The sequence below is a fragment of the Streptomyces sp. P9(2023) genome, assembly GCF_032436795.1.
GTDB lineage: Bacteria > Actinomycetota > Actinomycetes > Streptomycetales > Streptomycetaceae > Streptomyces.
Map to the genome: position 1 here is coordinate 1 of NZ_JAUPWM010000288.1, position 322 is coordinate 322.

Genomic DNA, 322 nt, shown 5'->3' on the forward strand with positions numbered 1-322 from the left:
GGATTTTAATCGGCTTTTTTTAACTCATTATATTTTTGATGCGGGGTAAAATACCCTAAGCCTGAATGCCTGCGTTTATAGTTATAAAATTGAATATATTTTTCGACCACGCTTACCACGGAATCATGTTTTATAAATGACAAAGAATTTAATCGCTCCGTTTTCAAACTCCTAAAAAATCGCTCCATCACCGCATTATCCCAACAGTTACCTCTACGGCTCATACTTTGTGTTATGCCTTAATTTGCTAACCGCTGCCGAAAGAGTGTCGCTGACGAGGGGCCGCCCTGGTCAGAGTGGACCATCATTGCTTTGGGTTCGG

1 pseudogene is annotated in these 322 nt (G+C 41.3%); it reads right to left on the reverse strand.

Going from position 1 to position 322, the window contains the following annotated elements:
- Positions 1 to 5 precede the first annotated feature (5 nt).
- Positions 6 to 322 (reverse strand): annotated as a pseudogene (locus Q5762_RS37665) (transposase); the annotation flags it as partial.